The sequence below is a fragment of the Lentilactobacillus parafarraginis DSM 18390 = JCM 14109 genome, from assembly GCF_001435895.1.
GTDB classification, from domain to species: Bacteria; Bacillota; Bacilli; order Lactobacillales; family Lactobacillaceae; genus Lentilactobacillus; species Lentilactobacillus parafarraginis.
On the sequence record NZ_AZFZ01000016.1, the window covers coordinates 22,151 to 46,841 of the forward strand.

Below are 24,691 nucleotides of genomic sequence, written 5' to 3' on the forward strand. Positions count from 1 at the left end.
CTTTCCTCTAGATTTTAATTCGTTGAATAATTCGTAGTTTGGCGCTGTGAGCTCGATGATTCTCCGTCAATTCATCGGTATTTGGCGTGATTGGCTTTCGCGTGACTAACTTGAATTTCGGTTTCATCCCTTCAGGAATTACCGGCAGATTTGGTGGCAGTTCGGGCAGTGATGCCCGCTCTTTAAACATTGTCTTGACCAGCCGATCTTCAAGCGATTGAAAGGTGATGACACTGATTCGGCCACCGACATCTAACAAATCAAGGGCCTGCTCCAATGAATCTTCCAAGGCCGTCAGTTCATCGTTAACCGCGATGCGAACTGCTTGGAAGACCTTCTTAGCCGGATGACCGCCGTGCCTTCTGGCGGCCGCGGGAATTCCCTCCTTGATGACTTCAACTAGATCAGTTGTCGTATCAATGGGGTGCTGCTCGCGGGTCTTTTCAATCCGCCGCGCAATTGGTTTGGCAAACTTTTCTTCCCCGTAGCGATAAAAGATCCGGACAAGCTGCTCGTAGGGCCACTTATTAATGACCTGCCAGGCATCAAGCGGGTTGCTCTGATCCATTCGCATATCCAAGCGGGCTTCCATTCGGTAGGAAAAGCCACGGTCGGCTTCGTCAAATTGAGGAGACGAAACGCCGAGGTCATAAACAACCCCATCTAGTTTGTTAACGCCCTGGTCATTCAATGCGGCCTTCAGGTGACGGAAGTTATCATGAATCAGCGTTAATTTCCCAGCACTGATCGGTGCCTTTAAGTGCTGCTGATTATAGTCAATTGCTTCTTCATCCTGATCGAAGGAATACAAATGCCCCTTATTCAATTGTTTCAAAATCTCTGCGGTGTGTCCCCCACCACCCAGCGTTGCATCAACATATGTACCGTCAGGATTAACGTCTAAACCATTCACCGCCTCATGCAGTAAAACGGTTACATGCCCAAAGCCAGACATCAAATCACCACTTTTCAGTTAGTATTAAAATAATTATAACTCAATAATTATAAATCGATGATGTTTTCTGCGATTTCATCAAAATGTTCTGCGGCATCGCTGGTAAAGGCGGTCCAAGCGGACTCACTCCAAACTTCAATTCGGTTGGAGACCCCCACCACGACGCACTTTTTTTCAATTGAAGCGTAGTTTCTCAAAATAGCAGGGATGTTAATTCGCCCCTGTTTATCAAATTCACACTCAACGGCAGCGGAGAAGAAAAACCGGGTGAAGGCCCGAACGTCCTTTTTATTGACCGAAAGAGAATCGATCTTGTCTTCGACTTTTTTCCACTCACTCATCGGGTAGCCGAATAAGCAGCCATCCATGCCTCGTGTAATAACGAACTTACTTCCAAGATCCTGACGAAACTTAGCGGGAATAATGATTCGACCCTTGGTATCAATATTATGTTGATATTCACCCAAAAGCATACCGTCATCCCCCTAATTTCAGCTTACGAGACTAGTTTACCACAATTCACCACTACCAACCACAACGCCCCGATTTTTGTAAAAATAATGTCATAAGCGCCCAAATGGGATCACTCGATGGTTCACAAGCCCCGCCATTAAAGCATTTAATCCCTGGTGGGGAAGTCGTGGGGCTTATCTGGTCTCCCAAAATGACGAAAAAGTGGTGACCACAGACTGGCAAACCTTTTCGATTTAAGCCTTTGAAACGGCTAGCTCTGAAATTTTGCCTTTTTTCCAAAAAAATCCCTTAAAAAATCGCCCCCGTTAGCACTGACAATGATCAGTTTTCTAACGGAGGCTGTTTTTAAAGGATTTCATTTAATGTTTTAAAATGATTCGACAACCATATATATCGCGACGACCAGCCAACTAATGGCCAAGAGCAAATCACTCAACCGCCAAAACAACACCAGGTAGCGCCGATAGGTCATCTTCGGATCCGTAAAAATTTGCCACACCAGCGCAATCAGTCCGGCAGTCAGCCAAATAATGGCAACTTGTGGAATTAATGAGCCGCCGACCTGCTGATGACTCAACCAGTAGATAAAGGTCAGTAAAAACGGTGGCCAAACATCAACTGGCACCACATGAAGCCGTTTAAAAAAGCGGAAATGTTGACGGATTAAAATAATAATCCCGGCGGCAATTAATAGAATCACCAGTTGCAGCAAAACCGTTGCTATCATGGTCACCCACGATGGAATGGGCATCGTTTTCACCTCCAATTTTTGACAAAACGTGTTGCAATGCATGATAATGAAAGTTAGACTAACAATTGAATATAATCAGAAAGTGGTGCAAATATTGGCGCGTAAAAAGAGATCAACATTTCAAAAAATTACTTTAGTCTTTGTATGGATTATGATTATTGCCACCGTCGGTTCGTTACTAGCATCCGCCGTCATCACGATCATGGAACAACAGTAATCACCCAGTTCATCATGAGGCTAGCGGCCGGCAATCATGCCGGTCTTTTTTTCTGCCCTCAGTTTGGAACTATGATGGTTTTTTGAACACTTCCCGGGGCTTACTGCCATTTTGTGGTCCAATATAACCGCGATTTTGTAAATCGTCAATCAACCGGGCAGCCCGGTTGTAGCCAATTCGAAAGTGTCGTTGAAGCAGTGACGTGCTGGCCTTTTGTTCATTAACCACGAATTCGAGGGCGTCATCAAATAAATCATCCTCAGAATCCTCTTCGTCTTCCTGCTTAATTTCGTCGTCACTGACCATCATGGATTCATCGTAGTCAGCAGACTGCTGATCCGTAATAAATTTAACCACGCGGGAAACGTCCTTATCAGAGATGAAGGCGCCCTGCACCCGAATCGGCGTGTTGGAATCAATTGGTAGAAAAAGCATATCCCCACGACCCAACAGCTTTTCGGCCCCATTGGTGTCAATAATCGTTCGGGAATCAATGCCACTGGAAACCGCAAACGCAATTCGCGATGGGACGTTGGCCTTAATTAAACCCGTAATGACATCCACGGACGGTCGTTGGGTTGCTAAGATCATGTGAATCCCAGCAGCTCGTCCCATCTGGGCCAGCCGAATAATTGCGGCTTCAACGTCGTTGGACACGGTCATCATTAAATCTGCCAATTCATCGACAATCACGACGATGTAGGGCATCGGCTGAATCTTAACGTCCTTTTCCTGATTGTTCTTAGCGGCAAACGCGTTAAACGTACTAATCTTCCGTTGGCCGTACTTCGCAAAGAGTTCATAGCGGTTCTCCATCTCGGAGACGACCTTTTGAAGGGCTCTGGACGCCTTCTTAGGCTCCGAAACCACCGGGCTCAAAAGGTGGGGAATGCCATTATAAACCCCTAGTTCAACTTTCTTAGGATCAATGAGCATCAGCTTTACCTGACTAGGCTTGGCATTCAGTAAAATACTGGTAATAATCCCATTGATCGCCACGGACTTCCCACTACCAGTCGATCCGGCAATTAATAAATGCGGCATCTTTGTCAGATCAGCGGTGATGACATTCCCATTCACGTCTTTACCAAGCGGGACTTGAAGAAGATGGCCGGTATGGTCCGGTTGGTGCTCAACCACGTCGCGAAACGAAACCGTGGCAATTTTCCGGTTAGGCACCTCAATACCAACTAGCGATTTCCCTGGGATTGGCGCCTCAATTCGAATATCCTTAGCGGCCAAGGCGAGGGCAATATCGTCAGTTAAATTAACAATTCGACTCACCTTCACGCCAATATCAGGGTGAATTTCATACTTTGTCACTGAGGGGCCCAGGCTGACATGCTTGATTTCAGCTTTTACCCCGAAACTATCCAGGGTCTGCTGAAGAACCTTGGCATTGTGGTCAATTGATTTTAATTCACCCGACTGATCATCTTGCGTCACCTGGGTTAACAAATCAACGCCTGGCAGCTGATATGAATCATCCTCTTGAACATTTACCAAATCAACGGTGGATTCCTGCTCATTCTTGGCTGCATGACTGTCAGAACGGACCTTCGTGTCCAACGAGCCCGTTGACTGATCAGACCCTTTATCCGGTTCATCACCGGATTTCACGGGCATGCCGGAAATCGTAATGGCCGATGTCGAGAACTTGGGATCTGAGTGAGTTTCTGGTTGCGATGCCCCCGGATGCTTCTGATCCCGATCATCATCTGAAACGGGGCCCTTCGTCTGCCGAGAAACCTTTCGTTTTTGCCAAGCTGCAGCCATTTTTGCCCAGCCGGTTTTAACAACCACCAGGCTGTCACGAACGGCTGTGAATAACTTACTAAATGAAACGTTGAACAGAACAAATCCACCGGCAATCATGAGCAAACCGCTCACCAATCCGGTGCCGATCTTGCCAACCAGCATATGTAAAACATCAAAACAGATGGTTGCCAAAATGCCGCCGCCAATATTGGCATTCACGTTGGCAGAAGCAATATCATCCGTCAATTTTCCCCAATTGACGGCTACAAAGTCAACCGGTTGGGCGGTTTGCAGATACTCAACCAAAGTTATCAAGATCAAAATGCCGGCAATCACAAGCCCCGTTCCCACCAAATACCTTGGTTTAATTTTAGGCAGCTTGGAAAAACCAGTTAGCCAGAATCCGGCGACAATCAGCACCATTAACGCCACTGGATAGCCAATCCCAACAAGAATTCGGATGACATTGATGATGAAAACCCCAACAATTCCAGCGTGAAAAAGGCCAAGCAACGCCAGAATGGCCGTTACGAAGCCCAAAATGTTAACGGCATACTTCGAAAAGAAGGTCGTCTGCTTCTGGGTCTTTGCAGGTCGCCGTCGTTTAGTTGTCCGTTTGCGAGTCCTTTTTGCCGCCATTTTAATACTCCTTGTTCGTTAATCAGTCGCCATCACTTTAACTTATCATGCGGATACTGATGCGTGCGTTCCAAATGATTGAAACTTTGCTGGCGCAAAACTTCATATATCACAATCGCGCAACTGTTTGATAAGTTCAAAGCCCGAATGTGGTCATCATCCTGAGGAATTCGAATGGCCTTCTCAGGATTTTGACGCATAAATGGCTCGGGCAAGCCGGTCGTCTCCTTACCAAACAATAAATAATAGTCCTCATCCGGCTTAGAGTAGTCCGGATCAGTATAGTCCTGATTGGCAAATTTTGAGACCAAAAAAAGGTTCTTCGGATTCGGAACGGTCTTTAAAAACGCCGGCAGATTATCATGATAGTGAATTTCAACTTTATTCCAATAATCGAGGCCGGCCCGCTTCAAATGCTTGTTATCCAAATCAAACCCCAATGGCTTAATCAGGTCAAGAACCGTATCGGTTCCGGCACAGGTTCTTGCAATGTTACCGGTATTTGCCGGCATTAATGGTTCAAATAACACGATGTGATTCGTCATCATAGTCCTCCATCAAATTAAAAATGATTCGTTAAAATGGAAACGTCAACCGTAATGTCAGTCAGTTCGCTTAGTTGCTGGTCAACGTCTTCTCGCTGATCGCGGCCCCAGTGAAGCGGGGTCATGATCATCATGTCTCGCTGCATCCCTTCCGGAATATGAAACTGATAGGTTAAGGTTTCAATGCGCGCATCGGGATAGTGGGTTTTAAAAAGATCAAACACCTTTTCATTTGAATACTGACTATTTTCACCAGTGCCACCATATAACAATTGGCGTAATTCATGCAAATAACCACTATTCGGGATAATTTTTATCAATTTACCCCCGGGTGCCACCACCCGGTTGAACTCCTGATACGCTGATGGTGAAAATAAATCAATGATTGTTGAAAATTGGTGATCGTTAAACGGCAGGTGGGCCAAATCGGCCACGCAGAAAAATGCCTCAACATCCTGCTGGGTTGCCAAATTAATCCCGTCCTTTGAAATGTCAAACCCAACCGCAACATCCTTTTTAGCCCGCATCTTGAGTAACTTCGTCAACGGGGTCGCCTCACCGCAGCCAACGTCCATAATGGTTTCGGGTGAACTGCTCATCTCAGCAGCAATTGCTTTGACAATCGGGTCAAACAACCCGGCCCCGAGCATTCGCTGCCGGGATGCCAGCATCTGCCGATCATATTCATTGTTGGCGTTCTTGGTCAAAAAATAGAGGGTCCCCTTCTTGGACAAGTCAAATCCATGCCGATTGGGACACCGGAGACTATATCCGACCACCTCGGAAAATGGCTGGCCACAGACCGGGCACCGAAACAAACCAATGTGGGTGGTCACGAATGCTTTGGCGAGATCAATCTTTTTCACGATTTTGTCAACCTCATCTTTCATAGCGTGCCAGGTAATTCTTCATATCATCAGGTAGCGGCGCGTGGCAATCAATATACCGCCCACTAAATGGGTTGAAGAACCGAACTTCTGCACAGTGCAGCGCCTGTCTTGGAAATGACTGATCACTTGGATTATACAGCCAATCACCAACGAGCGGATGGCCGATCGCACTCATATGGACGCGAATTTGGTGGGTTCGGCCGGTATGAATTCGCAGTCGAATCAGGGTGTGGCCCACCAAGCGTTTAACCGGCCAAGCTTCGGTCACTGACATTTTTCCTGGCCAAATCACTTGGCGTTTCACTAACGATCCCGGAACCCGACCAATCGGCAGGTAAATTTCAAAATGAGCGGACGAAAACGTACCGGCCACAATGGCAAGGTACGTTTTCTGAATTTGCCGATCTTTTAGCTGCTTGTCCAAAACGGAGTGGGCAAAATGGTGCTTACCAAAAATCACTAACCCACTGGTGTCCTTATCCAACCGGGTTGCAATGTGAATCTTGCGATTAGCATACCCCATGCGTTCGTAGTAGCCCTTAACCCGATTAACCAAGGAATCGTTGGCCTTATTGTGCGCGGGAACCGACGCCACGCCGGCCGGCTTATTGACAATCAAAAAATGCTCATCTTCAAACACAATTTGAATCGGCAAATCAGACGCTGGTAGATGATCATTTTCAGGTTCCGGCGGTAACACCACCTTCACGATGTCCTGAGAAACCAGCACGCGGTTAACCCGGGACGGTTCACCATTTACCAGGGTTTGGCCGCCGTGATACTTAATTTTTTTAAGGAGGGTCCTTGAAATCCCGTATCCCATAATAAAAGTTCGGACCTTAATGGGGACGGTTCCGTGATACTGCCATGTAAACTCAGTCATCCAGGTCAGCCTCACCGATGAACGAGTTGCTGACTCGCCGCCAGAACTGCTTGTGACGGTATTGGGCAAACGAAATTCGCTTCTGAGAAATGCGGTACTCAACCGACGCCATTTTTCGGGTTGTGATCACCTGATGATCACAGGTCAAGATGGTCCGGTTGGTTGATTTGGGAACAATCTTAATCCACTCGTCAGGGGCCACAATGAGCGGCGAGCCCAACGTCCGAAAGACCCGGTTGTTGATCGACGAAATTTCGGCAATCTGAATGGCATTCAAGCGCGGATTGATAATGGCCCCACCGACCGACTTGTTATAAGCAGTTGACCCACTGGGAGTCGATACACAGAGGCCGTCGCCCCGAAAGCCTTCAAAGAGAAAGTCCTTGATATAGACATCAGCGACCATTGACCCACTAATCTGCTTGAGCGTGGATTCATTAAGCGCCAACCCAATGTCCGGGGAATCGCCGCCAACGTAGTTCACCTTAATATCCAGCAACGGATAGGTGACGCTTTGACCGTTGTCGTTTCGAAGACTGGCCACCAAATCATTGACTTCATAGTCGCGCCAATCCGTGTAGAAGCCTAAGTGACCGGTATGGATTCCGATAAACCGCACCTTATCACTGATGTCTTGATAGTGATGAAACGCCGACAGTAATGTGCCATCACCCCCAACTGAAATCACAATCTCGGGGTTTAACCCATCAATGTTAAGATCCTGAGACTTTTCAATTTGTTTTCGTAGTGAGGTCGCCACAATGTTGGACGTCTCCCCTAAATTACTGTAAATTGCTATTCTCATCAGAGGACTTCCTTAACTTATTGTCTGGGGCTGCTTCGTTAGTTTCCTGCAATTCATCGCGGATTTCTGACATCTCTTCATCTAACTTAAAAGCTGCTTCAGCGGAACTTTCGAGCCGCCCCTTTAAATCATCAGGGAACTCGCCCTGATATTTATAATTCAATGAATGTTCAACCGTTGCCCAGAAATTCATGGCCAATGTGCGAACCTGAATTTCTGCCAAAATTACCTTCTCCCCGTCCAGCATCTGAACGGGATACTCAAAGATAATGTGGTAGGAACGATAACCACTGGGCTTCTTATTGTGAACATAGTCACGCTCTTCGAGGATGTTAATATCAGTCCGCTTTCTTAACAAGTCCACAACCTGATAGATATCTTCGACAAACTGACACATAATCCGCAGTCCGGCAATATCTTCCATGTCCTCTTCCAAGCGGTCCTCGGAAATATGACGGCGAACCATCTTTTCCTTAATACTATCAACCGGCTTTACTCGCCCGGTCACAAATTCAATGGGGCTTCGACCATCAATTTTTAAAAACTGAGCTCGAATTCCCCGTAATTTTACCTTTAATTCATCAACAGCTTGTTTGTAGGGAATTAAAAAGTTGTCCCAATCTTCAATCAAGCTATCACTTCCAATCTGTTTACGAATGTGGTAACCTAAAATTTCATTGCCGTGTCACTCACGACATGGGGAAAACCACACGCTTACTCTGATAAATTGCCATCATTGGCAAATTTTACAATCAGACTTTATTTTAACATACTAACAAGCGTTCCCCCAAAATCAAAACGAACATTTTTGAGCAAATATATTGTTTTTAGCTCAAAATTTGGTATTCTTAGATAAGTAAATAATTGGTATATCACTTTTACTTGTCGATTACAAATTGGAGGGGCAATATGGTTCTCGAAATTTATTTATTCATAGATCCGTTGAATCGACATTGTTACGACGCTGAAAAAACGATTGATAACATTTCTAAAAAGCTGAGCAACAAAGTCTCAGTTCGGTTTATCTCGATGTTAAACATTAAAATCTTAAATCAAATGGCTGCCCGCGCCAACGGCAACTTTGACCACACCCTGCCTTACAACATTGTGTTAGATTCAAAAGCCGCTTCGTTTCAGGGCAAGAAACTTGGCCGCCGTTTTCTGATGGATCTCCAGCATGAAATGCTCGTAAACCACCAGACGTATAATGATCAGTTGGTTTATAAGTTGGCAGAAAATAATGGTTTGGATTGTGAAATGTTCAAGGAAGATCGTCGCTCGGAACTCGCAGAAAACATGTTCCGGTGTGATCAGCGAATGGTCCACGAAATGTCAGTCAGTGATCCGGCAACCGCGGTCCTATTCAATTCAGCAGTCGATAACAATGGCGTTTTAATTAAAGATTTTGATTATAATTCACTATTTAGCTTCTGCGCCCGGAGCCTCAAGTCCGTGACGCACTTTGAAGAATTGGTGAGGCAACACCAGAATCGCCAGGGGGCAACGATTCTATATCCCCAATCGAATTTCTTTTAAACTCATAAAATTCAAAAATGCGTGATGACTTCAATGATAAAGTCGTCACGCATTTTTTGATCGATCCCAATTAAAATAGCTTTTCAAATTCGTCAAGGCGCGCTTCAAAAATTTGAAATGCATGTTCAAGATAAGCCGGCTTGGTCATATCAACGCCAGCCTTTTTCATCACATTAATCGGCGTCTCTGAACTTCCCGCCTTCAGGTAATTCAAATATTTTTCAACACTCTTCTGACCGCCATTGACAATATTGTCGGCTAAAGTGGAGGCCGCCGCAAACCCGGTTGCGTATTGGTAAACGTAGAAGTTGTAATAGAAATGCGGAATTCGCGACCACTCCAAGCCAATTTGGGGATCTGAGATCACGCGATCACCGTAATACTTTTGATTCAGTTGACGGTAATAATCGTCCATGAAGTTGGCGGTCAATGGCTGGCCCTTGGCCTCCTGGTCATGGATGTACTGTTCAAATTCCGCAAACTGGGTTTGGCGGAAGACGGTACCCTTGAAGCCGTCAAGGTAGTAATTCAAGATGTGCCGTTTCATTTCAGAATTGTCCTTGAACTTCTCCAAGAGATAATCCGTCAAGATATTTTCATTGGTTGTCGACGCAATTTCGGCAACGAAGATTGAATAATCCCCGTACTGGTAAGGCTGATTATGGGTCGCATAGTAGCTGTGCATACTGTGACCGGTTTCGTGGACTAATGTGTACAGGTTATCCAGATTGTCCTTCCAGTTTAATAAAATAAACGGGTTCGTATCGTACGTTCCAGACGAATACCCGCCGCTACGCTTGTAACGGTTCTCGACGACATCAATCCAGCGATGATCAAACTCATCTTTGACGTGGCTAATGTAGTCCGATCCCATCACAGCGAGAGCCTCAAGGGCGATCTGCTTGGATTGGTCAAACCGGTACTTTGGCGACCGCTTGCCGACTAGAGAGGTATACATATCATACATATGAAGTTCGTCGACGCCTAAGATCTTCTTGCGCAGCGCCACGTAGCGATGCAGCAGATCCAAGTGGTCATTTACCTCGGCGATCAAATTGTCGTAGACCTGAACCGGAATTTCGGTTGCCGAAAGGGCCGATTCCAACGCATTGTCATAGTGGCGCAACTTGGCCTTGAAATTATGATTCTTCACGTTGGTGGTCAAAGTTGCCGCTAACGTGTGCTGGAATTGTTTGTAAACACTATAGAGCTTTTCAAACGCTTCTTTGCGAACGGTCCGGTTGGCCGACTCCAGCAAAATCCCGTAACCCCCTTGGGACAATTGAACCTGGTTACCAGAATCATCGGTAACCGTCGGAAACGATAGGTCGGTGTTGTCCAGAATGCCAAAGGTCTTTTCACCAGACGAAAAAATATCGTCGGCGCCGGCAAGAACGGATTCAACGTCGTTACTCAGGATGTGAGCCCGCTTTTCAAATGTCTGGTCAAACAGTCGTTTGTATGCTTTTAATTTCGGTTGATCCTGGTAAAACGCCGTCATCTGATCATCACTAATTGTGAGCAATTCTGGGTCAAACCATGCTGTTGCCGCCCCAAATTGCGCAGCAAGCGACTCAACTCTGGAAAACATTGCCTGATAACGGTCCTCACTGGTATCCTGATCGTTTTTGAGCTGAGCGTACACGTAGACCTTCTCAAGCCGTCTGGCCGCCGTCAGCATCTTCTCAGTGGCGTTTCTGAGGGCATCGCCACTCGTGGCTAACGTCCCCGCCAGTTGCTTCAGTGATGAGAGATCTTCAGAAACGCGCTTAAAATCGGCCTCAAAATCATCATCAGTTGCATATACGGTTGTCAAATCCCAAGTCAATTCGGTTGGGACATCCTTTCGCAACGGTAACTCTTGTGCTTTTGCCATCTGGTAACCATCCCTTACATAATTAATTACTATTAGCGTATCACAAGAGTTGGCGGTTTGTGAGAATAAACCGCCGTTTCTGATCATAATCATCGAACCATTCCGGCCGGTTAATAATCGCAATCCCGCCGATGGTATAGCGCAAATACCCAGCCGATCGGCAATCACGAATGAACTGGCGAAACCGGTCAGCCATCAGCTGCCGCCCAACCCTAACCTGCGCGAATTCGATTAAGAATTGCTCACAGCCGGCCTCAAATATCGCTTCCAATTCCGAAGTGCTAAAATCTTGCTGGCCACGCTCAAAAAGCTGCAGCACCAACCACACCTTCCATCCAAGGACCCCCTGCTTTACGATGGGCAAGCCACCGCCGGCTTGGCCATGACAAATCATCGGGCACCCAACAAACTGCCGGCCAGCCGCGTAGCAGGCGTTCACGCTTGAAAGGTACGTCTTTGCCCGCCGCAGGTTACTTTCCTGGATGGTCCGCAGCTGGTGAAGAATCCGCTGGCGGGCTTGAAAATGGCCGCCAATTTGCTGGGAATAGTGAGTTTGGCTGGTTCTCATAAAGGCCATTAGCGCCCGCAAATTTGAAAATTTTTGAACCTCAGCAACCATCTTACCAGCGACTTCCTGAATGAAGTAGTGAAGACCGAATAACCGCGTTTTGGACGAATAACTGACAAAGTAAAAGCCCAGTCGATCGTTAAACCGGGCAAATTTGGCAATCTGTTCCCGACGATAACGACCGGTGGCATGCCGATCACCCACAATCCAGATGACATCGGCCGCTACCTGTTGGTAGCCAGCCGTGCGCCGCTTAATTTCAGTAAATGAAATTGGGCTGCACTGGTACTCGAACACCAGCTGCCAGTCCGGAACATATACATCTGCCCGCTGTTTAATGGCATCAAAATCCCGCTCGATGACCGCCATATGGCCGATCTCAGAAATGTCGGCTTGAAAGCGCAGTTTCCCGGCTTGGTGGGCGGCACTCTCGCTTTCACTATAGGGGCAATCTGATAGGCCCCGATGACTAAAGTGGGCAATTCGGTACTGACCGCGTTTAAGAATAACGGACTGCCGACACTGAGGACAGATAAAATTTGCCCGGGACTTTTTGCTGGTATCCTTGGAAACTTTCTGAGCTTCAATTAACCGGCCATTAAGCTGCGCAACTAACATGGGAATCTCCTTTACCAATCGCCATTTAAAAAGATATACGCAAATTTTCATTAATTAACTGCAAAATTGTTTACTTTCGGCAAAGATTCACCAAAATAGGAGTTAGATGCTATTAATCAGTCCAAATTTGGTTATAATTATTTGTAAATCTATCCATCCAGGAGACTACCAATGCTTGAAAACCTATTAGCATACATCAAACAAGAAGACGTTGCAGAACAGCTCTATCACAGCTTAATTGGTATTGAGATCGAAGAACATCGGGTTGACGCTGATGGCAAACTCAGTCGTCATCCCTATCCAGCTAACCTGGGATCACGCAAGTATCATCCCTACCTTCAATCAGATTTTTCAGAGACAATGAACGAACTCATTACTGATCCAAATCCCAATATTGGTGGGGTTTTGGATCAGCTTGACACCATCCAGACCGTTCTTTACCGCTCTATGAAGGCCGATGACTATATTTGGCCCCTTAGCATGCCGCCCGCAATATCGGCAGATGACCGTAATTTCATTGCCGAACACTTTGAACGGCCGCCCTTTCAAAAATACCGGGATTATCTGACGAATAAGTATGGCGTGCCGTTAAAAATTGTCACCGGCCTGCACGTTAATTTCAGTATTCCAGAACCCGTGATCAACCGTCTATATACCCATTATGAACAACAATTTGATTCATTGGTTGCCTTTAAAAACGCCCTGTATTTCCAAATTACCCAGAACGTGATTCTGTACCGCTGGCTGTTCACCTACCTCTTTGGCGCCAGCCCAATCGCAGAGGATGGTTTCTTCGAAAATGGTGATGTCCCTGAAGCACTGGCTGCTCCGGTCCGCAGTATCCGCAACAGCATTTACGGCTACGTTAATCAACCCAATGATCAGGTAAACGTCACCCTTTATTCAAGTTTGGGGAACTACATCAGTCGGATTTCCGAGGCTGTTAGTACCCACCGGCTTTACTCACCAGCGGAGTTTTACGGGCCGGTGCGCTTGCGGGGCCAGCAGGACTTGGAAGCTTATCGTCGCCGGGGCGTTTCCTATCTTGAATTCCGGGTGATGGATAACACCCCGTTTACCCCCAACGGAATTAGTCGTCACGCCCTGTACTTCATCAAATTCTTCTTAATGTATCTGCTGGTCAAGCCGGTGGATGAAACCCACATTCATGAGTCCCTCAAGCAGGCCTTCGATGATAATAACCAGGTTGCTCTTGAGGCGCCGGATCAGCCGACGTTCAAACAGGATGGAGGAATCCAAATCTTTGACGAGCTGATCGCCATGGCTAAGCAGCTGCACGCTCACTCCGAACAGCTTCAAGCACTGGACGACTTTAGTGAGGTAATTACCCATCCTGAGCTAACCGCCTCGGCAATGCTGTTGCCAAAGATCAAAAATGGCAGCCTGGCTGATTTTGGCATGACGACCGCTCGAAAATGGAAGAAAGCCCGTCTGAATTCCGACCAGCTGTTACCCACGATGGCCAATCTCCCTGAAAATGCCCAACAATTAATCTTTCACGCCATTCAGCTGGGAATTCGGTATTTTGAAATCCGGGACGAAAATGGCGCCGAACTGCTAATGTTCACGTACGACAACGTCACTCAGGTGGTTTATGCCAATAAGGTGGGTAACGACCCGCTGGCCTACTTGTATGACCTATTTCCAGAGATTAAGGACGCCGCAGCTAAAGCATGGTAATAATTGAAAAAACGAGTTTCATCATTCATCAACCAATGAATAGTGAAACTCGTTTTTTAATGCTTATTTAATGGGCAAGACCACCGTAAACGTGGTCCCCTTTGGATGGTTATCCTTAACGGTAATCGTACCATGGTGTTCCTTAACGACCCACTGGGCAATCGCTAAACCGAGACCGTTACCCCCAGTTTTCGCGTTTCTGGACTTGTCTGAGCGGTAAAACCGTTCAAAAACATGCTTTTTGTCAACGTCGGCAATTCCCTGCCCAGTGTCGCGAACCTCCAGTTTAAGTCGGCTTTCATGAACAACCTCGGCCGCAAACGTCACCGTACCGCCAGTGGGCGTGTATTTGATGGCGTTGTCCAGCAAAATGATAATGAGCTGGCGAATCAAATCCGGGTCGAGTTTGCCCTCCCCGCTCACCTTAATCTGATCATCCAACGATTTTGACTGACTGGCAGCAATATCACGATACGGTTTGATCAGTTGTTCCAGCCATTTTTGCAGATTGACGCTTTGACGGTTAATCTGAATGATATCCGCGTCTGAACGGGCCAGGGTCAACAAACGGTTCGTCAAAGTTTGTAAATGCCGCACTTCATCCAGAGACGTGGAGATGGGTTCCACCTGATCAATCACCTGTGATTTAGGTTTCGTCAACATGTATTCCATCTGATTTTGAATCACCGTCAACGGCGTCCGCAATTCATGGGCGGCGTTGGCGCTAAATTGCTTCTGCCGATTCCATGACGCCAAAATTGGCCGCATGCTGGATCGGGAGAGAAAATAAGCAATCCCAATCGCTAAAATCCAGAATACCAGTAACGTCGTTAACAGTGACTTTCGAAACCCGTGGATCGCCAACAGATCCGAGTCAATATTTTCCAAGATCAAAACGTACCGGCCGGCATACATCGGATTGGAATTTGATTTAGGGACCTTAATTAGCAACGTCCGAAAATAGTGGACGGACGCGTCGGAAGATGTCAGGGTCATCTCGCCAACCTTATTAACCTGCGACACGTCCAGTCGCGTACCCGCAAACACGTCATATAAGCGATTCCCCAACATCGTGTTATTCACAATTCGGCCCTTACTGTTGAACACTAAAATGTTGGTTCGAAAGGGCGTATTCTGCCCGGGAATCTGATTAGGAACCTGGCCATTGACTGCTGGCCGCCCAGACCGAAAAGTTGCCGGCTTCCGGTTGGTCAGCACGCCGTTTTTTTGCCACTCCAATCCCCGATCAATATTTTGATAGATCGATCGCTGGAACAAAAAGTTAACGACCAGCCCCAAAACCGCAAACAACAGCGCAAACCCAATTAATTCCTTGGCAAACAGCGAAAGTTGCTGCTTTCGCTGCGGATCCCCCTTTATCACGCAAGTTCCTCCGTTTCGAACATGTACCCAACGTTTCGCAGCGTCCGAATTGGTTTAAGATCGGTCGCTGTTTTAATCTTCTTTCTCAAGTTACTCATATAAACCTCAACCACCGAAATGGCGGTTTCGGATTCAAATCCCCACAGGCGGTCAAAAATCTGTTCCTTAGTAATAATCGTATCCGGATTTTGCAGAAAGTAAACTAGCAAATCAAACTCTTTACCATTAAGCTCCAGCGGCTTTTCAGAAACGATCACGGTGCGATTACTAAGATCAACGGTAAATGGGCCAACCACCATTTGGTTATCATTGCCCATGTGCCCGCTGCGCTTCAGCAGCGCTTTAACACGCATGAGCAGTTCTTCGCGATGAAACGGCTTGGTTAAGTAATCGTCGGCGCCAAGCTCAAAGCCGTGAACCTTATCATCCAGCGTATCCTTAGCTGTCAAAATTAAAACCGGCATTGACAAATGCGACTCGTTTCGCCAATGCTTCAAAATGTCATAGCCATTAACTTGAGGCAACATTAAATCAAGAACTACCAGATCGTAAATTCCTTCTTCTCCCAGCATTTGACCTTCAAAGCCATCGTGAGAGACCGTCGTTTGGGCAATCTCTCCCAGAAATAGTTGGAGGCTTTTAGCTAGAGACTCATCATCTTCAATGATTAAAATATGCAGTTCTTTCATTCATTTTCTCCTTTTGTTAAACAACTTCACCTTCTCATAAATTAAATGTTTTTCCGATGTTCGTCAACCATTGCCCCGGAATTTTACACAATTGTCATTTTTAAGCTTAGTTTATGCTGGTTCGGTTAAACTCATTGACATCATAAATAAAAGGAGGAATGACCAATTACGGAAATCAAGCAATTATTGAAGTTTGGGCTGATTGGCGCCGGCAATACCGGGTTAACCTATGTCATTTATCTGATTCTGCTGCATGCGACCAGCCCCACGATTGCAATGGCGATTGGCTATGGGGCAACGTCGCTACTCAGTCTCTCGTTAAATAACCACTGGGTATTCAAGGCTCACGCCAACTTTAAATCCGTGGTTGTCAAATATTACACAACCTACGCGTCAACGTGGTTGTTAAGTACCGTCATCACCGACGTGCTGAGCACCTATACCGGGATTAACGCCCACTTTATCCCGATATTCAGCTTAGCCGTAACGGTGCCGACCAATTTCTTACTATCAAAATTCTGGGTTTTCAAGCACTCAGACCCCAAGGAGGCACAACATTTTGGCAACCAATAATCATTATTTGAGAGGCATTCAAAATCGATCCAAGAGGAAATTTCATGTCGATTGGATTTTATCAATCATTCTCTTACTCGCGCTGTTTCTATACGGGTGGCAAATCTGGAAAGCCGGCTCGGCAAATGCCTTTTATACAGCCGCCATCAAAAGTATGACGGAAAGTTTTAAGAACTTTTGGTACGGCAGCTTTGATCCCGCCGGTTACATCACGGTTGATAAACCACCGGTCGCCCTTTGGTTCATGGCAATCAGCGCAAAAATATTCGGTCTTCACGGCTGGAGCATCGTCCTGCCCTCCGTATTATTCGGGGTTGGGTCCGTCTATTTAATCTATCAACTGGTAACGCCATTTTTCGGCAAAAACGCTGGCCGCCTGAGCGCGCTGGCCATGACGATTACCCCAATCGTGGTGGCCGATTCAAGAACCAATAATATGGACGCGACGTTGGTATTCTTCTTACTACTCGCGGTCTGGTTGCTTGTTCGATCAATCTCTAAACACAATGTCTGGCTGCTAATCGTCAGTTTTTCACTAATTGGAATTGCATTTAACGTCAAAATGCTTCAAGCGTTCATGATTCTTCCAGCAATGTATTTATTCTACTGGCTGGCAGCCAACGAGTCTTGGAAGTCAAAAATCACAAAGCTGGTTTTTGCGACCGTTGGATTGGCCGTATTCACCCTGGCCTATCCGGTATCGGTCGATTTGACACCCGCCAGTCAACGGCCCTACGTTGGCGGATCGGAAACCAATTCAGAACTCGAATTGGCCTTTGGCTATAACGGGACTGAACGGCTGTTAGGCCAGACTACCGGAACCGGCGGCACATTTGGCGGCGGGATGAACGCTAAAAGCCAGAAGAAATCAACCGGTGGCCCGGGTGGCGGTAAAATGCCAACTGCCATGAAGCAGAATGGTAAGACCCCAACCGGCAAAACCAGTAAAAATGGCGGCCAAAAGATGCCAACGGGTGGTCCAGGCGGTCAAGCCGGTTAAAAAGGCGGTCCCGGAAAAATGGGCGCTGGCGGTGGCGGCGGGGCCTTTAACATCGGAACAATCGGGCCATTGCGCCTGTTCCAATCAGCTCTGGGGCCCCAAATCAGTTGGCTGCTGCCATTCGCCATTATCGGTCTGATTGGCGGTTTGGTTTATTACCGTGATCGGCGGAAGCGTTGGCTGCATTTATCAACCGAACAAAAGCACCTCGTTCTCTGGGCCAGCTGGCTGGTTCCAGTAGCGGGATTCTTCTCGGTTGCCAGCTTCTTTCATCCCTACTACACAATTATGCTGGCACCGCCAATTGCAGCCCTGTTTGGGATCGGGATGGTCGCCCTTTCCCGGATGCTTCGAGACAATTCCCGTACAAATTGGCGTTTCTACCTGCTTCCGCTGGCAATCCTGACAACGGCAGGGCTTCAAGCCTGGTACGTGAGTTCCGATTATCCTTGGTTGACCTGGGTGATTTTAATTGTCGCGGTTATCGCAACGATTCTGCTCATGATCTTTCCGCGAAACACGGCCGGCCAGACGCTACTCGGTTTGGCAACCGTCAGCATTTTAGCGGCTCCGGCATGGTGGTCACTCACGCCAACTTTAGCAGCCGAATCCGCCATGATTCCAACCGCCGGTCCCTCCCTGCTTGAAAGCAACGGCGCTGGCGGCGGTGGAATGGGCATGGGCAACTCCTCTGTGAATAAGAAACTGCTCAGTTATCTGGAAAAGCATCAGGGCAACGCCAAATATCTCTTCGCCACCAGCGACTCCACCACTGCGGCACCATACATCATCAAGACCGGTAAGGCAGTGATGGCAATGGGCGGCTTTAACGGAACCGATCCGGCCATCAGTCTGAGTCAATTTAAAAAGTTGGTTAAAACTGGCCAGTTGAAGTACTTCTACTACTCTGGCAGGTCCGGCAACACCAAGATTATCAATTGGATCAAGAAACATGCCACAAAGGTTAAAACCAGTTTGTACCAAGATTCAACTCAATCCCAAGCCGGCATGTTCGGCCAGCCCGGCGCCGCAAGTACTGGCAAGAAATCGGCCAAGGCAGGGACACCAACGACGGGATCAAAGGGCCAGCGACCAACTGGTAAACGGTCTGTCCCAACCGGTAAACCATCGGCAAAGAAGGGAACGGCTCCAGGCAGCCGGCCAACAACTACTAAAAAAGCGGCTTCCACGAAGGCAAATTCAGCAAAGGCAACCAAAAAACAGCCAACCGCTCAGCCATCAATGGGTGGCGGCATGGGTGGCCAATCGTCTGTCCTGTATGATTTATCGACAATTTACAAATAAGGAGGTCTTCAAATGGCAAACAACCCCAGCTTAATTTCAATCGTCTTACCGGTCTTTAACGAAGAGGAAGGCATTCAAAAAACCGTTGCAACCCTTGAATCGTTTATTGACCATCAACCGCAGACGTTTGAATTGATTTTTGTTGACGATGGTTCCCATGATAAAACCGTCGAGATTCTCACAAATGCTCAGCAGAACTTTCACAACATCCGGATTGTTAAATTCTCAAGAAACTTCGGTCACCAATTGGCAATCTCGGCTGGCATTCGCTATACCAGTGGTGATGCCGTGGTCGTAATGGACGCTGACCTCCAAGATCCGCCTTCGGTTATCGTTGATATGATCGCTAAATGGCAGCAGGGTTACGACGTCGTTTACGGCAAACGGGTTTCCCGGGACGGCGAGACCATTTTCAAAAAGCTCACCGCCTCACTGTTTTATCGCACCCTCAAAAAGATTACTAGCGTCGATATTCCCTTGGACACCGGTGATTTCCGCTTAATGGATCGTGCCGTCGTTGGTGAACTTCGCAAGATGAACGAAACGGATCCATACGTTCGGGGGATGGTCAGTTGGGTGGGGTTCAAACAAACCGCCGTTGAATACGAGCGTCAGGAACGCTTCGCTGGGACATCAAAGTATCCCTTGTCCAAAATGATTCGCCTTGCGATGGATGGGGTCACCTCATTTTCAACTTTGCCGCTCCAGCTTGCAACTTGGTTTGGCTCGCTTTCAATCATTTTCAGTCTAGGATATCTAATCACCACCCTTTTCACTGGATTTGGGACCGGTGAATTTACGGTATTTGCGTTATTCCTGATGTTCGGGTTAGTTCTACTGTCGCTGGGCATCATGGGCGCCTATCTTTTCAGAACCTTTGATGCCTCTCGAAAGCGGCCGCTGTACATCGTCGAAAAGACAAGTGGGTTTCAATCCGGTGAGCGCGATATTCGCCGGGTCCGCCAAACGAAGGCTGTTAAAGCCAGGTACTATGCCAGGCAACCCAACCACCAAGTCATCCAATAAATCATGAGTCAAAATTAAAGAAGCTGCTAACCACGATTGCAATCGTGATTAGCAGCTTCTTTAGTCGAATCAGCAACTCATTTAAAATAGTAACGACTCAACTCGAGCGCGCTATTCTCCATGATGTGCTGGCCATATTCATTTAAAACGTCTTCTGTAACGGTGGTTTTCTTACCGTATTCGTTAGCAATCGCAACTTCATCAGTCACAACCATATCAACTGGATCGTTACTAAACAATTCCAGTTTCAGGTAATACTTGTCGTTGAACAGGTAGAGATCTGACGTGCCGTTCTCTAACCGTAAAGCTTTAGCTAACGCGGCAAAATCGTTTAAATCATCAAATTCAAGAATGACTGTGCGTTTTTGATGGCCAAATTCATCATTGGTTTTTTTATCGTTTTCCGGCTTGTTACTGGTGCCGTGTTCACTAATATATTTAGAAACCTGGTCATGCTTCTCATGGTCATCACCGGAACCAAGCAGCGGTTCATCATCGTCAGACATATTAACATCTTTACTAATAAATAGTTCAAGACCATTCTGATTTGGAAGAACTTGAAAAGTGACGGCGTCATTATTTTGAAACTGATGATCCTTGTCAACTTCCTCGAGAATGCTGTAGAAGAAACTTTCAATCTGTTTATGATTCCCCAGCAAGTCTAAAACCGTGATACCGCGCTTATCCAGATCATCATTACCGATCAAAACTCGAATTGTATTCTCGTTGATCCGTTCCATTTCCATAGTTAGCCACCCCTTTCAATCTTTGAGGGTAATTATTATAACATTGTAACACAAATAATGTCCATGTAAATAATACGGCTAAAAATGGTGGGTGACAAGCAATTCATTCTTTTTGCTCATTGCGCGCTTTGAATCATCCGCTCGAGGTCACTCTTTCGAATATCGCGTGGCAGAAAGCGGCGAATCTCATCATCATTAAACCCGATTTGGAGACGTCGTTGGTCAACCATAATTGGGCGCCGAATCATTTCTGGATGAGCTTCAAGCAGTTCCAATAGCTCACCAATCTTCATTGAATTGATCTTGTCTTGGAATTGCTTGTAAGCAAATGATCTTGTGGAAACCAAACTTTCCGTCCCATCTTCAGACAACATCAAAATTTGCTTAAGTTCCGCTTTGGTAAGCGGGTGGGCAAAAATGTTTCGTTCCTCAAAATCAACGTGATTATCGATCAACCATTTCTTGGCTTTTCTGCAAGATGTGCAACTTGGGGTTGTTAAGAATTGGACTGTCATAATAACTCATCTCCTATAACTTTTTTCGTTATACTGAGTATATAGCAAAAAGTTATCAAAGTCATAAGATTCACAAAATAGTCCAGAAAAGGTTAAACTTTCATCACAATTAAAGAATTTATACCTGAATTGTTAAGTATTTTCGGGCCAGTTGAATTGAAACCCCGTCCCCAGCGGATTCCTGGGCTTCCAGCAACAGTTGGTGTTGATCACCATCGGCCGGTAGATGGGTTAATAACAACTTTTTAACCCCAGCATCTTTGGCCACCCTACCTGATTCCGTCGATGTCATATGCCATTTAGTTCCGGTTTTACCAGCATAAAAGTTCGTATCAGTCATTAACAGATCGGCATCGTGAGCAAACGGCGCGATTTCAGGAAAATAATTCGTATCGGCCGTAAAGACCAGCACTTTTTCGCTTGTTTTTTCTGTAATTCGCAGCCCAAACGCCGGTACCGGATGATGCATTTTCAAAAACGTGATTGAAAATGGGCCGACATCCAATGATGCATTTGGATCGTAAGCAATCCCTTTTGTGGAGTTGGGCCAGTCAAGCCCCTTAAAATTCTGCGAATCGAGTTGATGCCCATAAATTGGTAACACGGCTTCATCGTAACGCTTTGAGTGGAGCTGCCAATAATATTGAAGCACGCCGACGTCGGCGGTATGGTCATGATGATAGTGTGTCAGAATTAGACCATTCAACTTCAAGGGATCAAGGACATCCTCCAAACTAAGAAGCGCCCCACTGCCACAATCAATTAATAAATGAAAGCCGCTAGATTCAAGCAAATAACTACTGGTCCCAATGCCATTTGCCGGATACCCGCCAAGATATCCGAGGACTGTGAGTTTCAATGTCATTCCTCCTTGTTGTTTTGATTTCAGTATAGGTGTCCCTCATTGAAAAGTAAATGTTTGGCTAAGCATCTGAAAAAAAGTATAATTAATTTGAATACAGGAGGTGGGATCGTGAAAAAACAACTATCGATGACTTTTGGTGATGACCGAATTCTCTCAGAGATTAAGGAAAAGTATCCCGATCGAGAACTGGGTGTTTATAAAGCGCTAAACCAGACTGGAAAGCTAATGATGCTCGACTACTCTGGCGAAAAATCAATTTTTCACGCACCGGTCCTTTATGATGTTTTAGGTCACGGAGGTACTGATAAGTGGGACAGTTTCATCAGTTTTTCAGCAATGGATCTTAATTTTGACCAACAGAAAGTCTTTGATGCCCGGATTAATCGATTGATCAGTAACGGTTTACCCGAAGGCATGCATTCACTGTACTCGCTTAATTATCATAAGGATATTAGCCAACGAATTATCTTGGCAACTTGGGATAGCTACCGTGACTTTGAAGTTTGGAAAAACGGTTCTCATGAATTCATCCCAAAGGAGTATCGTAATTCGCCAAGTTTCTTCTCACATGAAGCGTACTATACGCCGGTTGAGAAAAAGGTTTAGGAAATAATTTTACTTCGCGTTAAATATGAACCATGGAACCCAGCTAGAAATGTTGTGGTCAGCTAAACCGTCTATTACGCGGATGGTTGATTTGCTTCCGGATAGCTGGGTTCTTTTTCGGCATTTTTCAAAACAAAAGAGAAACGGTTGAAAAATCACCGTTTCTCTTCTAATTCTTTAATTTAGTCGTTCATGTGACGGTCCGTACGAGACTCGAACTCGTGATCTCCTGCGTGACAGGCAGGCGTCCTAACCAACTAGACCAACGAACCAATAATTGCGGGAGCTGGGTTTGAACCAACGACCTTCGGGTTATGAGCCCGACGAGCTACCAGACTGCTCCATCCCGCGATAATATAATATTATAATGCTTGTGAATGACCCGTACGGGATTTGAACCCATGTTACCGCCGTGAAAGGGCGGTGTCTTAACCACTTGACCAACGGGTCATTGAACGGAGAAGGAGAGATTCGAACTCTCGCGCCGCTTACGCGACCTACACCCTTAGCAGGGGCGCCTCTTCAGCCACTTGAGTACTTCTCCAATATGGGCCTAAATGGACTCGAACCATCGACCTCACGCTTATCAGGCGTGCGCTCTAACCAGCTGAGCTATAGGCCCATTATAACATGAAAAAGCGGGTGACGAGAATCGGACTCGCGACAACAGCTTGGAAGGCTGTGGTTTTACCACTAAACTACACCCGCATTATTCTAATAAAGTGGCGCGGGACAGAATCGAACTGCCGACACATGGAGCTTCAATCCATTGCTCTACCGACTGAGCTACCGAGCCAAAGAAGCAAGCGGTCCGTACGAGACTCGAACCCGTGATCTCCTGCGTGACAGGCAGGCGTCCTAACCAACTAGACCAACGAACCAACAAATTGCGGGAGCTGGGTTTGAACCAACGACCTTCGGGTTATGAGCCCGACGAGCTACCAGACTGCTCCATCCCGCGATAATATAAAGGAGGATGAGAGATTCGAACTCTCGCGTGGTTTGACCCACCTAGCGGTTTTCAAGACCGCCCCCTTCAGCCACTTGGGTAATCCTCCATAAGTAACATGATAAAGTAAAACAGATGTTGAGTCCAATGGACCTTGTAGGACTCGAACCTACGACCGGACGGTTATGAGCCGTCTGCTCTAACCAACTGAGCTAAAGGTCCAAAAAGGTCCAAGACCTATAATCGCGGCAGGGGGGATCGAACCCTCGACCTCCCGGGTATGAACCGGACGCTCTAGCCAGCTGAGCTACACCGCGATGAAATAAATTGATATAAAATCTACCAATCGGGAAGACAGGATTCGAACCTGCGACCCCCTGGTCCCAAACCAGGTGCTCTACCAAGCTGAGCTACTTCCCGTTAAAACTAATGCACCCAGTAGGAGTCGAACCTACAACCTTCTGATTCGTAGTCAGACACTCTATCCAGTTGCGCTATGGGTGCATATATGCCGAGGACCGGGATCGAACCGGTACGGTCATCACTGACCGCAGGATTTTAAGTCCTGTGCGTCTGCCAATTCCGCCACCCCGGCATAACAAGCGGAAGACGGGATTCGAACCCGCGACCCCCACCATGGCAAGGTGATGTTCTACCACTGAACTACTTCCGCAAAATGCCGACTAGAAGATTCGAACTTCCGACCCCCTGTTTACAAGACAGGTGCTCTGCCAGCTGAGCTAAGTCGGCATACAATATAATGTTATGCGCAATCATATTCAATTGTAATGAGCCGTGGCAGTCTCGAACTGCCGACC

The 24,691-nt window shown here is 46.7% G+C and carries 22 protein-coding genes, 17 tRNA genes and 1 pseudogene; 7 read left to right on the forward strand and 33 right to left on the reverse strand.

Features of this window, described 5'->3' with window-relative positions; all coding sequences use genetic code 11:
* Nucleotides 1-7 precede the first annotated feature (7 nt).
* From rsmH to FD47_RS05565, 3 genes are all read right to left on the reverse strand, one after another.
* Entirely contained in the window at nt 8-955 is a 948-nt protein-coding gene (gene rsmH, locus FD47_RS05555) for a 16S rRNA (cytosine(1402)-N(4))-methyltransferase RsmH (protein ID WP_008210806.1), read from the reverse strand.
* A 47-nt stretch (nt 956-1,002) separates the two neighbouring features.
* Nucleotides 1,003-1,428: a division/cell wall cluster transcriptional repressor MraZ gene (gene mraZ, locus FD47_RS05560; RefSeq protein ID WP_008210808.1), complete on the reverse strand. Its 426-nt coding sequence runs from the start codon at nt 1,426-1,428 to the stop codon at nt 1,003-1,005.
* A gap of 368 nt (nt 1,429-1,796) precedes the next feature.
* Nucleotides 1,797-2,180, reverse strand: a complete 384-nt coding sequence (locus FD47_RS05565) for a DUF3397 family protein (RefSeq protein ID WP_054733750.1) — start codon at nt 2,178-2,180, stop codon at nt 1,797-1,799.
* 46 nt (nt 2,181-2,226) lie between these two features.
* Between FD47_RS05565 and FD47_RS15020 the strand changes: the two genes are divergently transcribed.
* Entirely contained in the window at nt 2,227-2,397 is a 171-nt protein-coding gene (locus FD47_RS15020) for a DUF4044 domain-containing protein (RefSeq protein ID WP_318531411.1), read from the forward strand.
* Between the two features lie 69 nt (nt 2,398-2,466).
* On the opposite strand, the gene FD47_RS05570 is transcribed toward FD47_RS15020, so the two are convergent.
* From FD47_RS05570 to yjbM, 6 genes are read right to left on the reverse strand one after another with little or no spacing between them, the layout of a single operon-like run.
* Nucleotides 2,467-4,794 (reverse strand): DNA translocase FtsK, encoded by a 2,328-nt coding sequence (locus tag FD47_RS05570; RefSeq protein WP_054733748.1) that lies wholly within the window; start codon nt 4,792-4,794, stop codon nt 2,467-2,469.
* 32 nt (nt 4,795-4,826) lie between these two features.
* Nucleotides 4,827-5,339: a tRNA (cytidine(34)-2'-O)-methyltransferase gene (locus FD47_RS05575; RefSeq protein ID WP_040537507.1), complete on the reverse strand. Its 513-nt coding sequence runs from the start codon at nt 5,337-5,339 to the stop codon at nt 4,827-4,829.
* A gap of 17 nt (nt 5,340-5,356) precedes the next feature.
* Nucleotides 5,357-6,205, reverse strand: a complete 849-nt coding sequence (locus FD47_RS05580; protein ID WP_056980186.1) for a methyltransferase domain-containing protein — start codon at nt 6,203-6,205, stop codon at nt 5,357-5,359.
* A 13-nt stretch (nt 6,206-6,218) separates the two neighbouring features.
* Entirely contained in the window at nt 6,219-7,112 is an 894-nt protein-coding gene (locus FD47_RS05585) for an RluA family pseudouridine synthase (protein WP_054733746.1), read from the reverse strand.
* The gene (locus FD47_RS05590; RefSeq protein ID WP_008210818.1) at nt 7,105-7,917 is read right to left on the reverse strand and encodes an NAD kinase; all 813 of its coding nucleotides are present in this window, start codon (nt 7,915-7,917) and stop codon (nt 7,105-7,107) included. Before FD47_RS05590 ends, FD47_RS05585 begins: the two co-directional genes overlap by 8 nt.
* The gene (gene yjbM, locus FD47_RS05595; protein ID WP_008210819.1) at nt 7,895-8,548 is read right to left on the reverse strand and encodes a GTP diphosphokinase; all 654 of its coding nucleotides are present in this window, start codon (nt 8,546-8,548) and stop codon (nt 7,895-7,897) included. The genes FD47_RS05590 and yjbM overlap by 23 nt, the downstream gene beginning before the upstream one ends.
* Before the next feature lie 278 nt (nt 8,549-8,826).
* On the opposite strand from yjbM, the gene FD47_RS05600 reads away from it, so the two are divergent.
* Nucleotides 8,827-9,453 carry a DsbA family protein gene (locus FD47_RS05600; RefSeq protein ID WP_054733743.1) on the forward strand — a complete coding sequence of 209 codons (627 nt, stop codon included), beginning with the start codon at nt 8,827-8,829 and terminating at the stop codon, nt 9,451-9,453.
* 70 nt (nt 9,454-9,523) lie between these two features.
* Here the strand turns inward: FD47_RS05600 and pepF are convergent, their stop codons facing one another.
* Together pepF and FD47_RS05610 are read right to left on the reverse strand one after the other, a co-directional pair.
* The gene (gene pepF, locus FD47_RS05605) at nt 9,524-11,329 is read right to left on the reverse strand and encodes an oligoendopeptidase F (RefSeq protein ID WP_056980179.1); all 1,806 of its coding nucleotides are present in this window, start codon (nt 11,327-11,329) and stop codon (nt 9,524-9,526) included.
* A 40-nt stretch (nt 11,330-11,369) separates the two neighbouring features.
* A complete protein-coding gene (locus tag FD47_RS05610) occupies nt 11,370-12,515 on the reverse strand; it encodes a competence protein CoiA (RefSeq protein ID WP_054733740.1) in 1,146 nt (381 codons plus the stop codon).
* Between the two features lie 171 nt (nt 12,516-12,686).
* Between FD47_RS05610 and FD47_RS05615 the strand changes: the two genes are divergently transcribed.
* Nucleotides 12,687-14,216 (forward strand): gamma-glutamylcysteine synthetase, encoded by a 1,530-nt coding sequence (locus FD47_RS05615; protein WP_056980182.1) that lies wholly within the window; start codon nt 12,687-12,689, stop codon nt 14,214-14,216.
* Between the two features lie 63 nt (nt 14,217-14,279).
* Here FD47_RS05615 and FD47_RS05620 read toward each other — a convergent pair whose 3' ends face one another.
* Both FD47_RS05620 and FD47_RS05625 read right to left on the reverse strand, forming a co-directional pair.
* Nucleotides 14,280-15,599, reverse strand: coding sequence for a sensor histidine kinase (locus tag FD47_RS05620; protein WP_054733738.1), 1,320 nt, complete (start codon nt 15,597-15,599; stop codon nt 14,280-14,282).
* Entirely contained in the window at nt 15,596-16,288 is a 693-nt protein-coding gene (locus FD47_RS05625) for a response regulator transcription factor (RefSeq protein WP_008212116.1), read from the reverse strand. Before FD47_RS05625 ends, FD47_RS05620 begins: the two co-directional genes overlap by 4 nt.
* Nucleotides 16,289-16,474: 186 nt before the next feature.
* Between FD47_RS05625 and FD47_RS16165 the strand changes: the two genes are divergently transcribed.
* The 3 genes and pseudogenes from FD47_RS16165 (at nt 16,475) to FD47_RS05640 (ending at nt 20,192) form a co-directional block, all read left to right on the forward strand.
* Nucleotides 16,475-16,861 carry a GtrA family protein gene (locus FD47_RS16165; protein WP_082402599.1) on the forward strand — a complete coding sequence of 129 codons (387 nt, stop codon included), beginning with the start codon at nt 16,475-16,477 and terminating at the stop codon, nt 16,859-16,861.
* Nucleotides 16,848-19,166 (forward strand): annotated as a pseudogene (locus tag FD47_RS05635) (glycosyltransferase family 39 protein). Before FD47_RS16165 ends, FD47_RS05635 begins: the two are co-directional and overlap by 14 nt.
* 12 nt (nt 19,167-19,178) lie before the next feature.
* Nucleotides 19,179-20,192 (forward strand): glycosyltransferase family 2 protein, encoded by a 1,014-nt coding sequence (locus FD47_RS05640; RefSeq protein ID WP_054733735.1) that lies wholly within the window; start codon nt 19,179-19,181, stop codon nt 20,190-20,192.
* Between the two features lie 77 nt (nt 20,193-20,269).
* On the opposite strand, the gene FD47_RS05645 is transcribed toward FD47_RS05640, so the two are convergent.
* The 3 genes from FD47_RS05645 to FD47_RS05655 all read right to left on the reverse strand — a co-directional run bounded on the left by FD47_RS05645 (nt 20,270) and on the right by FD47_RS05655 (nt 22,312).
* Complete coding sequence (locus tag FD47_RS05645; RefSeq protein ID WP_054733732.1) at nt 20,270-20,938, reverse strand: adaptor protein MecA; 669 nt, start codon at nt 20,936-20,938, stop codon at nt 20,270-20,272.
* Between the two features lie 116 nt (nt 20,939-21,054).
* The gene (gene spx / locus FD47_RS05650; protein WP_008215157.1) at nt 21,055-21,453 is read right to left on the reverse strand and encodes a transcriptional regulator Spx; all 399 of its coding nucleotides are present in this window, start codon (nt 21,451-21,453) and stop codon (nt 21,055-21,057) included.
* A 118-nt stretch (nt 21,454-21,571) separates the two neighbouring features.
* Complete coding sequence (locus tag FD47_RS05655) at nt 21,572-22,312, reverse strand: MBL fold metallo-hydrolase (RefSeq protein ID WP_056980184.1); 741 nt, start codon at nt 22,310-22,312, stop codon at nt 21,572-21,574.
* A 132-nt stretch (nt 22,313-22,444) separates the two neighbouring features.
* Here FD47_RS05655 and FD47_RS05660 point away from each other — a divergent pair, with 132 nt between their 5' ends.
* Nucleotides 22,445-22,924: a monooxygenase gene (locus FD47_RS05660; protein WP_138467401.1), complete on the forward strand. Its 480-nt coding sequence runs from the start codon at nt 22,445-22,447 to the stop codon at nt 22,922-22,924.
* 198 nt (nt 22,925-23,122) lie between these two features.
* On the opposite strand, the gene FD47_RS05665 is transcribed toward FD47_RS05660, so the two are convergent.
* From FD47_RS05665 to FD47_RS05745, 17 genes are all read right to left on the reverse strand, one after another.
* Nucleotides 23,123-23,196: transfer RNA gene (locus FD47_RS05665), tRNA-Asp, on the reverse strand.
* 5 nt (nt 23,197-23,201) lie between these two features.
* Nucleotides 23,202-23,275 (reverse strand) — tRNA-Met (locus tag FD47_RS05670).
* A gap of 27 nt (nt 23,276-23,302) precedes the next feature.
* A tRNA-Glu gene (locus FD47_RS05675) sits at nt 23,303-23,374 on the reverse strand.
* A gap of 6 nt (nt 23,375-23,380) precedes the next feature.
* A tRNA-Ser gene (locus FD47_RS05680) sits at nt 23,381-23,468 on the reverse strand.
* Between the two features lie 4 nt (nt 23,469-23,472).
* Nucleotides 23,473-23,546, reverse strand: a tRNA-Ile gene (locus FD47_RS05685).
* Nucleotides 23,547-23,561: 15 nt separating this feature from the next.
* Nucleotides 23,562-23,632 (reverse strand) — tRNA-Gly (locus tag FD47_RS05690).
* Nucleotides 23,633-23,647: 15 nt separating this feature from the next.
* A tRNA-Phe gene (locus FD47_RS05695) sits at nt 23,648-23,720 on the reverse strand.
* Between the two features lie 11 nt (nt 23,721-23,731).
* Nucleotides 23,732-23,805, reverse strand: a tRNA-Asp gene (locus tag FD47_RS05700).
* Nucleotides 23,806-23,811: 6 nt separating this feature from the next.
* A tRNA-Met gene (locus FD47_RS05705) sits at nt 23,812-23,885 on the reverse strand.
* 9 nt (nt 23,886-23,894) lie between these two features.
* A tRNA-Ser gene (locus FD47_RS05710) sits at nt 23,895-23,982 on the reverse strand.
* A 39-nt stretch (nt 23,983-24,021) separates the two neighbouring features.
* Nucleotides 24,022-24,095: transfer RNA gene (locus FD47_RS05715), tRNA-Ile, on the reverse strand.
* A gap of 21 nt (nt 24,096-24,116) precedes the next feature.
* Nucleotides 24,117-24,190: transfer RNA gene (locus tag FD47_RS05720), tRNA-Met, on the reverse strand.
* 29 nt (nt 24,191-24,219) lie between these two features.
* Nucleotides 24,220-24,293 (reverse strand) — tRNA-Pro (locus tag FD47_RS05725).
* 10 nt (nt 24,294-24,303) lie between these two features.
* Nucleotides 24,304-24,377, reverse strand: a tRNA-Arg gene (locus tag FD47_RS05730).
* Nucleotides 24,378-24,382: 5 nt separating this feature from the next.
* Nucleotides 24,383-24,468 (reverse strand) — tRNA-Leu (locus FD47_RS05735).
* 6 nt (nt 24,469-24,474) lie between these two features.
* Nucleotides 24,475-24,546 (reverse strand) — tRNA-Gly (locus FD47_RS05740).
* 4 nt (nt 24,547-24,550) lie between these two features.
* A tRNA-Thr gene (locus FD47_RS05745) sits at nt 24,551-24,623 on the reverse strand.
* Nucleotides 24,624-24,691 lie beyond the last annotated feature (68 nt).

Bases quoted from the DNA above. Each gene is read 5' to 3' on its own strand.
- FD47_RS05570 (WP_054733748.1), bottom strand. From the start codon at position 4,794: ATGGCGGCAAAAAGGACTCGCAAACGGACAACTAAACGACGGCGACCT.
- FD47_RS05610 (WP_054733740.1), bottom strand. From the start codon at position 12,515: ATGTTAGTTGCGCAGCTTAATGGCCGGTTAATTGAAGCTCAGAAAGTT.
- FD47_RS05590 (WP_008210818.1), bottom strand. From the start codon at position 7,917: ATGAGAATAGCAATTTACAGTAATTTAGGGGAGACGTCCAACATTGTG.
- FD47_RS05585 (WP_054733746.1), bottom strand. From the start codon at position 7,112: ATGACTGAGTTTACATGGCAGTATCACGGAACCGTCCCCATTAAGGTC.
- FD47_RS05615 (WP_056980182.1), top strand. From the start codon at position 12,687: ATGCTTGAAAACCTATTAGCATACATCAAACAAGAAGACGTTGCAGAA.
- mraZ (WP_008210808.1), bottom strand. From the start codon at position 1,428: ATGCTTTTGGGTGAATATCAACATAATATTGATACCAAGGGTCGAATC.
- FD47_RS05600 (WP_054733743.1), top strand. From the start codon at position 8,827: ATGGTTCTCGAAATTTATTTATTCATAGATCCGTTGAATCGACATTGT.
- FD47_RS05645 (WP_054733732.1), bottom strand. From the start codon at position 20,938: ATGGAAATGGAACGGATCAACGAGAATACAATTCGAGTTTTGATCGGT.
- FD47_RS05575 (WP_040537507.1), bottom strand. From the start codon at position 5,339: ATGACGAATCACATCGTGTTATTTGAACCATTAATGCCGGCAAATACC.
- pepF (WP_056980179.1), bottom strand. From the start codon at position 11,329: ATGGCAAAAGCACAAGAGTTACCGTTGCGAAAGGATGTCCCAACCGAA.
- FD47_RS05565 (WP_054733750.1), bottom strand. From the start codon at position 2,180: ATGCCCATTCCATCGTGGGTGACCATGATAGCAACGGTTTTGCTGCAA.
- FD47_RS05660 (WP_138467401.1), top strand. From the start codon at position 22,445: ATGACTTTTGGTGATGACCGAATTCTCTCAGAGATTAAGGAAAAGTAT.
- spx (WP_008215157.1), bottom strand. From the start codon at position 21,453: ATGACAGTCCAATTCTTAACAACCCCAAGTTGCACATCTTGCAGAAAA.
- FD47_RS15020 (WP_318531411.1), top strand. From the start codon at position 2,227: ATGAAAGTTAGACTAACAATTGAATATAATCAGAAAGTGGTGCAAATA.
- FD47_RS05640 (WP_054733735.1), top strand. From the start codon at position 19,179: ATGGCAAACAACCCCAGCTTAATTTCAATCGTCTTACCGGTCTTTAAC.
- rsmH (WP_008210806.1), bottom strand. From the start codon at position 955: ATGTCTGGCTTTGGGCATGTAACCGTTTTACTGCATGAGGCGGTGAAT.
- FD47_RS05625 (WP_008212116.1), bottom strand. From the start codon at position 16,288: ATGAAAGAACTGCATATTTTAATCATTGAAGATGATGAGTCTCTAGCT.